Annotated in this window: 1 pseudogene; it reads left to right on the forward strand. The window is 56.4% G+C overall.

The features are described 5' to 3' along the window. A pseudogene (locus J3U75_RS04685) lies at positions 1-411 on the forward strand (hypothetical protein); the annotation flags it as partial.

The raw sequence follows: 411 nt of genomic DNA on the forward strand, positions 1-411 counted from the left end.
ACCCTCAACAACCTCTATTACGGTTCCGGCCATCTGCACCAAATCAACCTGGACGGCACCACCATCACCGACATCGAACGCGACCGCCTACATCGCGAAGTCCTGCGTAGTCAGGGACAACTGAACACCGAATTCAGATACGACCGCAACAGCCGCCTGCAACACAAACAGACCCGGCGTGGCCACAACACCATCCTGCCCGACATCCTCACCGACCGCCGCTACCAGTACGACAACCTCGACCGGCTGGTGAGTAAAAAACATACCCAGCAAGGACAGACCGATTACCACTATGACCGCACCGGCCGCATCGAAAGCTGCCGCAACCAAGCCTACTGGGAAACCCTGCAATATGATGCCGCTGCCAACCTGCTGGATAAAAGACGCAACGAAGACAACAGTACCGACAAC

The sequence above is a fragment of the Snodgrassella sp. B3088 genome, from assembly GCF_026535815.1.
GTDB classification, from domain to species: domain Bacteria; phylum Pseudomonadota; class Gammaproteobacteria; order Burkholderiales; family Neisseriaceae; genus Snodgrassella; species Snodgrassella alvi_E.